The sequence below is a fragment of the Bradyrhizobium guangdongense genome, from assembly GCF_006483445.1.
GTDB lineage: Bacteria > Pseudomonadota > Alphaproteobacteria > Rhizobiales > Xanthobacteraceae > Bradyrhizobium > Bradyrhizobium guangdongense_A.
Genome location: NZ_PPPT01000051.1, coordinates 1 through 7,529 on the forward strand (window position 1 = coordinate 1; position 7,529 = coordinate 7,529).

Annotated in this window: 6 protein-coding genes and 1 pseudogene; 3 read left to right on the plus strand and 4 right to left on the minus strand. The window is 65.3% G+C overall.

The annotated features are described in order from the left end of the window. The 4 genes and pseudogenes from C2U70_RS08090 to C2U70_RS08105 form a co-directional block, all read right to left on the minus strand. Window positions 1-377, minus strand: a pseudogene (locus tag C2U70_RS08090) (hypothetical protein); the annotation flags it as partial. A gap of 124 nt (window positions 378-501) precedes the next feature. Continuing rightward, window positions 502-1,098, minus strand: a complete 597-nt coding sequence (gene plsY / locus C2U70_RS08095) for a glycerol-3-phosphate 1-O-acyltransferase PlsY (protein ID WP_140977478.1) — start codon at window positions 1,096-1,098, stop codon at window positions 502-504. Between the two features lie 35 nt (window positions 1,099-1,133). Next, a complete protein-coding gene (locus tag C2U70_RS08100; protein ID WP_140977479.1) occupies window positions 1,134-2,435 on the minus strand; it encodes a dihydroorotase in 1,302 nt (433 codons plus the stop codon). A 5-nt stretch (window positions 2,436-2,440) separates the two neighbouring features. Continuing rightward, the gene (locus tag C2U70_RS08105) at window positions 2,441-3,394 is read right to left on the minus strand and encodes an aspartate carbamoyltransferase catalytic subunit (RefSeq protein ID WP_140977480.1); all 954 of its coding nucleotides are present in this window, start codon (window positions 3,392-3,394) and stop codon (window positions 2,441-2,443) included. 164 nt (window positions 3,395-3,558) lie between these two features. On the opposite strand from C2U70_RS08105, the gene C2U70_RS08110 reads away from it, so the two are divergent. From C2U70_RS08110 to C2U70_RS08120, 3 genes are read left to right on the plus strand one after another with little or no spacing between them, the layout of a single operon-like run. Then, complete coding sequence (locus tag C2U70_RS08110; RefSeq protein ID WP_186294130.1) at window positions 3,559-4,959, plus strand: caspase family protein; 1,401 nt, start codon at window positions 3,559-3,561, stop codon at window positions 4,957-4,959. Continuing rightward, on the plus strand, window positions 4,956-5,735 hold the full coding sequence (locus C2U70_RS08115) for a M15 family metallopeptidase (protein ID WP_140977482.1): 780 nt from the start codon (window positions 4,956-4,958) through the stop codon (window positions 5,733-5,735). The genes C2U70_RS08110 and C2U70_RS08115 overlap by 4 nt, the downstream gene beginning before the upstream one ends. 19 nt (window positions 5,736-5,754) lie before the next feature. Continuing rightward, complete coding sequence (locus C2U70_RS08120) at window positions 5,755-7,419, plus strand: acyl-CoA dehydrogenase family protein (protein ID WP_140977483.1); 1,665 nt, start codon at window positions 5,755-5,757, stop codon at window positions 7,417-7,419. The last annotated feature ends 110 nt before the right edge of the window (window positions 7,420-7,529 follow it).

Consider the following 7,529-nt stretch of genomic DNA (forward strand, 5'->3'; position numbering starts at 1 on the left):
ATCAGCGGCGCCAGCGCCGGGGCGATCAACGCGCTGCTGATGGTGTCGAATTCAACGGAGGGTTCCTCCAGCAGCCGTTCCAGCACGCCCCAGGTGAACGCCGCAAACGTGCCGCCCCCTTGCAGCGCCAGCGAGAGTTTTTTCGGCGGCCAGGTCGGTGATGCTGCGGGCGGAGCCGCCGCGATCACCTTGGGTGCAGGCGCAGGTTCAGGCGACTTGACGGCAGGAAGCTCGGGAGCAGGGGGCCTGGCGGGAGGCGGGACAGGTGCGGGCGCTTCGCTGACCGCGCCGGGCGACCAGATCTCGGCGCCGGCGAGCAGCCGGCTGGCGGCGGTCGGTCGGTTCGATTCTTCGCCTATGACGCCGTTCCCGCTCATGAGACGCAATCCGGCAACGCATTCCCGATGTCAGGATGACAAGTTCGGAAATCGTTGACCAGTGCCAAACACGAGTTGCGAACAGCCATGCAACCATGGCGCGCCCGCGTTGAGTTACAGCCTGTTACGATTTTTGTCCGATCCGGCCCTCGGTGCCCGACTGCAGCCGCTTGATGTTTTCGCGGTGCATGTAGAACAGGAGCAGAGTCAGGATCGCAAATAGCGCGGCGAGATTGTAATGGCCAAAGTACCAGAGAGTGATCGGAGTGACGAAGCTGGCGACAAGCGCCGATAAGGACGAGTACCGTGTGGTATAGGCCGTCGCAATCCAGATCACCGCGAACATGAGCGCTACTGGCAAGAATAGGCCGGCCAATACACCAATATAGGTGGCAACCCCCTTGCCACCCTTGAACTTGAGCCAGATTGGGAAAAGATGCCCCAGGAAGGCGCCAAGCGCAGCTACCATTGCTGCGTTGGGTCCCCACAGATAGCGGGCGATCAAGACAGCCGCCGTGCCTTTCAGCATGTCGCCGAGCAATGTCGCGGCCGCGAGACCCTTGTTGCCCGTGCGCAGCACGTTGGTCGCGCCGATATTGCCGGAGCCGATCGAGCGCAGATCCTGTGTGCCGGCGAGCCTGGTCAGAATCAATCCGAACGGGATTGAGCCGAGGAGGTACCCGATAACAAACGCGACGAGGAGGAAAACTTCAGGTCCCATCGGCGCTGCTCCTCCGGGATACGCCCCACGCAGAATTAGACATGTTCATAGACCGTCCGTCCGCCGACAATAGTGCGAACCACGCGCCCCGAAAAGCGGGCTTCGTCGAACGGGGTGTTCTTGCAGGGCGTCTTGAGGTCGACGGGATCGAGTACCCAGGGCGTGTCGGCGTCGATGACGATGACGTCGGCCGGCGCGCCGGTGCGCAAGGTTCCGCCGGGCAGGCCCAGGATTTCGGCAGGGCGCGTCGACATTGCCTTGATCAGCGTCTTCAGCTCCAGCTCGCCATTGTGCACGAGCCGCAAGCCCGCGGGCAGCATCGTCTGCAGGCCGACGGCGCCGCTTGCCGCTTCCGCGAAGGGCAGGCGCTTGACCTCGACGTCCTGCGGATTGTGGTCGGACATGATGACGTCGACGAGCCCGGAGGCGACGGCCGCCACCATCGCGCGGCGGTCGTCCTCGGTGCGCAGAGGCGGCGATAGTTTCAGGAAGGTACGGTAGGGGCCGATATCGTTCTCGTTCAGCGCCAGATGGTTGATCGAGACGGACGCGCTGACGGCAAGGCCAGCGTCGCGTGCGCGCTTGAGGACATCGAGCGACTCGATGCAGGACAGCGAGGCCGCGTGGTAGCGGCCGCCAGTGAGCGCCACCAGCCGCATGTCGCGCTCGAGCACGACCGCCTCGGCCGCATTCGGGATGCCCATCAGGCCGAGCCGCGTCGCGAACTCGCCCTCGTTCATGACGCCTTCGCCGACGAGGTTGGGATCCTCGGTGTCGTGCACGATCAGCACGTCGAAATCGCGGGCATAGGTCAGCGCGCGGCGCATCACCTGGGCGTTCATCACGCTGTGGTAGATGTCGCCGAAGGCCACGGCGCCGGCGGCCTTCAACAGGCCGAACTCTGTCATCTCCTCGCCGCGCATGCCCTTGGTGAGGGCCGCCATCGGCTGGATGTTGACGATCGCGGTGTCGCGGGCGCGCCGCATCACGAAGTCGACCGTCGCCGAATTGTCGATCACGGGCGACGTATCGGGCTGGCAGATGATGGTGGTGATGCCGCCCGAGGCGGCTGCCTGGCTCGCGGTCGCAAAAGTCTCGCGGTGGCTGAAGCCGGGCTCGCCGACGAAGGCGCGCATGTCGATCAGGCCGGGGGCCACGATCTTGCCGGAGCAGTTGACGATGTCGGTGCCTTCGGGAACGCCGGCCGCACCGATGCCGCGGCGCGTCTCGCGGACGATGCCGTCGGCAATCAGCACGTCGCCGACAGCGTCGAAATCCCGCGAGGGGTCGATGACGCGGGCGTTGGCAAGCAGGATGGGGCGGCGATCGGTCAGCATTGGCATCACGCGTTGGGCAGGTTGCGGGCGAGTGCTTCGAGCACCGCCATGCGCACCGCCACTCCCATTTCCACCTGTTCGCGGATCAGCGACTGCGCGCCGTCGGCAACGGCGGTATCGATCTCGACGCCGCGGTTCATCGGACCCGGATGCATCACCAGCGCGTCGGGTTTTGCGTAGGCGAGCTTCTTCTGGTCCAGCCCAAAGTAGTGGAAGTACTCGCCCGTCGACGGCACGAACGAGCCGTTCATGCGCTCGCGCTGCAGCCGCAGCATCATGACGATGTCGGCGCCTTCGAGGCCTTCGCGCATGTCGCGCGCGACTTCGACGCCCATCCGCTCGATGCCGGGCGGCAGCAGCGTGGTGGGGCCGACGACGCGGACGCGGGCGCCCATGGTGTTGAGCAGGATGATGTTGGAGCGGGCGACGCGTGAATGCAGCACGTCGCCGCAGATCGCGACCACGAGCCCCTCGAGCCGGCCCTTGTTGCGGCGGATCGTCAGCGCGTCGAGCAGCGCCTGGGTCGGATGCTCATGCGCACCGTCGCCGGCATTGATCACGGAACCGTCGACCTTGCGCGCCAGAAGTTCCACCGCGCCCGACGCGTGATGGCGCATCACCAGAATGTCCGGGTGCATCGCGTTCAGCGTTACCGCGGTGTCGATCAGCGTCTCGCCCTTCTTCATCGAGGAGGAAGAGACCGACATGTTCATGACGTCGGCGCCGAGGCGCTTGCCGGCAAGCTCGAACGAGGACTGGGTGCGGGTGGAGGCCTCGAAGAACAGGTTCACCTGCGTCCGTCCCCGCAGGACGGTGCGCTTCTTGTCCACCTGGCGGTTGAGCTCGACATACTCCTCGGACAGGTCGAGGAGGCCGGTGATGTCGGCAGCGGAAAGGCCCTCGATACCCAGCAAATGCCGGTGACCGAGGACGAAGGTCGATTTCGATGCGGAGGTCATTAAAAGCAGAGCTATAGGGGGGGATGGGGGGCGGGGCAAGCTTCAAATCCCCCGTCCGGACTTATCCACGACGCATTGCCGGCTGGAGCCCGGCCGACCCATCCGGTATGCCCGGCTGGCGCTTTGCGCTAGGTTCGAGTCCGTCGTGCGCGGCGGACCGGACCATGGCAGGCATGTGGGATTTTAATCGACTCTCGCGCATTCTTGCCGCGCTGGCAGTCGCTTGTGGCGTCGGCCTTGCCACGCCGGCTTGGGCTGAGAAGCGTGTGGCGCTCGCCATCGGCAACGACCTCTATCCAAACCTGCCGGCGGACCGGCAATTGAAGAAGGCGGCGAATGACGCGGCCAGCGTTGCTGAGGCGCTGAGGTCACTCGGATTTGATGTCGTGCTGGGGACCAATCTCGGCCGGCAGGGGATGATCGACCGTCTCGCGGACTTCACCGCGCGGCTCGAGCCGGGCGATACCGCGGCGGTGTTCTATGCGGGGCATGGCGTGGCGATCGCGGGGGTGAACTACCTCGTGCCGAGCGATGTGCCTGCGGTGACCGAGGGCGCTGAAGCGCGGGTGCGCGGGGCCTCGATCGCCGAGCCCGATTTGATCGCGGAGCTGCAGGCGAGGTCGGTGCGGGTCGCCTTCCTCATTATCGACGCCTGCCGCGACAATCCGTTTCCCCGCGCCGCCGGCCGCTCGATCGGCAACACGCGGGGGCTCGCCGACACTAAGCCGGCGCGCGGGATCTTTACGCTGTACTCCGCCGGCATCGGCCAGACCGCGCTCGATCGCCTGAGCAATGGCGACGCGGCGCAGAATTCGGTGTTCACGCGGATCTTCGTCGAGCAGTTGAAGCGGCCCGACCTGCATCTCGGCGATCTCGCGGTCGAGGTGCGCGAGCGCGTGGCGGCGCTGGCGCTGACCGCGACGGATGGTGGCGGGCAACCCGCGCCGCACGAGCAGACGCCGGCCTATTACGACCAGACGCTCGGCGGACGCATCTATCTCTGGGCGCCGCTGTCATCGGAACGGCCAGTGGCCGGCATGCTGGTGAAGCCGCAGGACAAGCCGCCCGTCGCCGAGCGTGCGGCACTGCGCCCGCAGCGACCGTCCGCGGCGGGGGAAAGCTGTGCCCGCAACGGCTTTGAAACCTATTGCGTCAGCTCTGTGCTGAAACCCCAGTTCGGCCATTCATACGGGGTCTCGAATCTGTTTGATGACTCGACGGGAACGGCCTGGGTGGAAGGCGCGCAGGGGAACGGTGTCGGCGAATGGATCTCGGTCGAGTTCGAGAGCTTGCGGCGGGTCAAATCGATCCACGTGCAGAACGGCTACCAGAAGAACAACGACATCTTTCAGAAGAACAACCGGGTTCGTCAGCTTCGCGTGGTGTTTTCCGGCGGCGAAACGCAGACCTTCATTCTCGAGGACAAGATTTCGGCGCAGCTGTTCAACGTGCGGCCGGTCGAGGCCTATTGGATGAAGTTCATCATCGACGACGTCTGGGCCGGCAACAAATATACGGACACCGCGATCACAAAGCTCTTGGTCAATTCGGATCGCGTGCAATGAGCGGAGGCATCCGGTTTGCGGCGCGTGCTGCGCTGGTCGGGCTGCTTGCGATCTCGGCTCACACGCCGGTGGCCGCGCAGGAGCGGGGCCTGCCCGGTGGCTTCGTGTATTTGCGCGACATCGACCCCACCATCATCCAGGACATCCGCTACGCCACGTCGAACAATTTTGTCGGCAAGCCGCTCAACGGCTACGCCGCCGGTGAGTGTGTGGTAAAGCGCGACGTCGGTCAGCGGCTGAAGGCGGTGCAGCAGGACCTCGCCACGCAAAACCTCTCGCTCAAGATGTTCGATTGCTATCGTCCGGTGCGCGCGTCGCTCGATATGGTGGCGTGGGCGCAGAACGGCCGGGAGACGGCGGCGGAGCGGCGCTACAATCCGAAAATCCCCAAGACCGAGCTGTTCCGGCTCGGCTATATCGCCAGCCGTTCGCAACACTCAACCGGCGCGGCGCTGGACCTGACGTTGGTCGACCTTAAGGCGGACAACTCCGGCAAGTTCGATCCGTCAAAGGCCTATGCGGATTGTACGGGCCCGGTCGAAGCGCGCGCGCCGGAAGGAAGCGTCGACATGGGCACCGGCTACGACTGCACGGACACGAAGGGGCACACGGCGGCACGCAGCATCACGGCGGAGCAGCGCGCCTGGCGGAATCGGCTGGTCGCTGCGATGGCCCGGCAAGGCTTTGTGAACTATTCAAAGGAGTGGTGGCATTTTTCCCTGCCGGGGGCGGGCGGGGCGGCCTATGATTTCCCGATCCAGCCGCGCCGGAACTGAGCTCGGCACGAGGTAAGCTATGACCGCTTTTGCGACCCACGAGGTCTTCAATCAGTCGCCGCCGTTCGAGGGCGTCGATCTCTTTGCCGCCGACCGGCCGCTGGTCGAGGCCGTGAAAGCCAATGGCGGTGCTGCGGCAGAAAAAGAGCTGTCCGAGTTCGGCAAGGCGTGGGGCTCAGCCGCGATGGCCGAGCGCGGGCGCGTGGCGAACGAGAACACGCCAAAACTGCGCACTTTCGATTCCCGCGGCAACCGTCGCGACCAGGTCGAATTTCATCCGGCCTATCATGAGTTGATGGCGCACAGCGCGCAGGCCGGCGTGCACAACTCCACCTGGACCGCCGACGGCCGGCCTGCAGGCAATGCCGCCGAAGTCGTGCGCGCGGCAAGATTCTATATGGCCGCGCAGGTCGAGACCGGCCATCTCTGTCCGATCACCATGACGCGGGCGTCGGTGGCCGCGCTCGCGATGCAGCCCGATCTGCTCGCCAAGGTGATGCCGGTGCTCTCGACCAGGAGCTACGACCCCAGCTTTGCGCCGTGGTGGGACAAGCGCGGCATGACGCTCGGCATGGGCATGACCGAGAAGCAGGGCGGCACCGACGTGCGCTCCAACATGACGCGCGCGGTGCGCGACGGCAGCGCCTATCGCATCACCGGCCACAAATGGTTCATGTCGGCGCCGATGTGCGATGCCTTCCTGGTGCTGGCGCAGGCGGATGCCTTCCTGGTGCTGGCGCAGGCGGATGAGGGGCTCACCTGTTTCTTCATGCCGCGCTTTGCACCCGACGGTTCCGTCAATGCGATCCAGTTCCAGCGATTGAAGGACAAGCTCGGCAACCGCTCCAATGCGTCCTCCGAGGTCGAATTCGTCGGCGCCTATGCGCAAGCGGTCGGCGAGGAGGGCAAGGGCATCCGCACCATCATCCAGATGGTGCAGCTCACGCGGCAGGATTGCTCGATCGCTTCGGTCGGCCTGATGCGCTCGGGGCTCGCGCATGCGCTGCATCATGCGCGTCACCGCAGCGTGTTCCAGAAGCATCTTGCCGATCAGCCCTTGATGCAGGCGGTGCTGTCGGACATGGCGCTGCATGTGGAGGCCAGCGTCGCGCTGATGATGCGGCTCTGCCGCGCCTTCGACCGCACGCCGCATGATCCGGCCGAGGCCGCCTACATGCGGCTGCTGACACCCGCGATCAAATACTGGACCTGCAAGAGCGCGCCGCCGTTCCTCTACGAGGCCATGGAGTGCCTTGGCGGCAACGGCTACGTCGAAGAGGGTATTTTGGCGCGGCACTATCGGGAAGCGCCAGTCAACGCGATCTGGGAAGGCTCGGGCAATGTGATGTGCCTTGATGTCTTGCGCGCGCTGGCGCGCGAGCCGGATGCCGCGACCGCGGTGCTGCAAGCTCTTGCCGTTGAAACCAAGAGCTTGCCTGGAGCAGGTGAGGCGGTCGCTTTCATCGGCAAGGCGTTCCGCCGTCCGGATGGCGAGCGCGTCGCGCGGCTCGCGGTCGAAAAGCTTGTGTTGCTGTCGGCTGCAGCCGCGCTGAACGGCGTATCGCCGCGCAACGCCGAACTGTTCGCCGCGACAAGGCTCGCGACCAATCATGCGAGCATGTATGGCGCGGTGGACATCGAGCCGAGTGACACGCGCGCGCTGCTGGAGCGGGCGTTACCTTGATCGCGGCAAAGCCTCTCCATATCGTCATGCCCGGGCTTGACCCGGGCATCCACGTCTTGCCACGCGTGCTGTTGCACGTGGATGGCCGGGTCAAGCCCACGGCTGTCCGG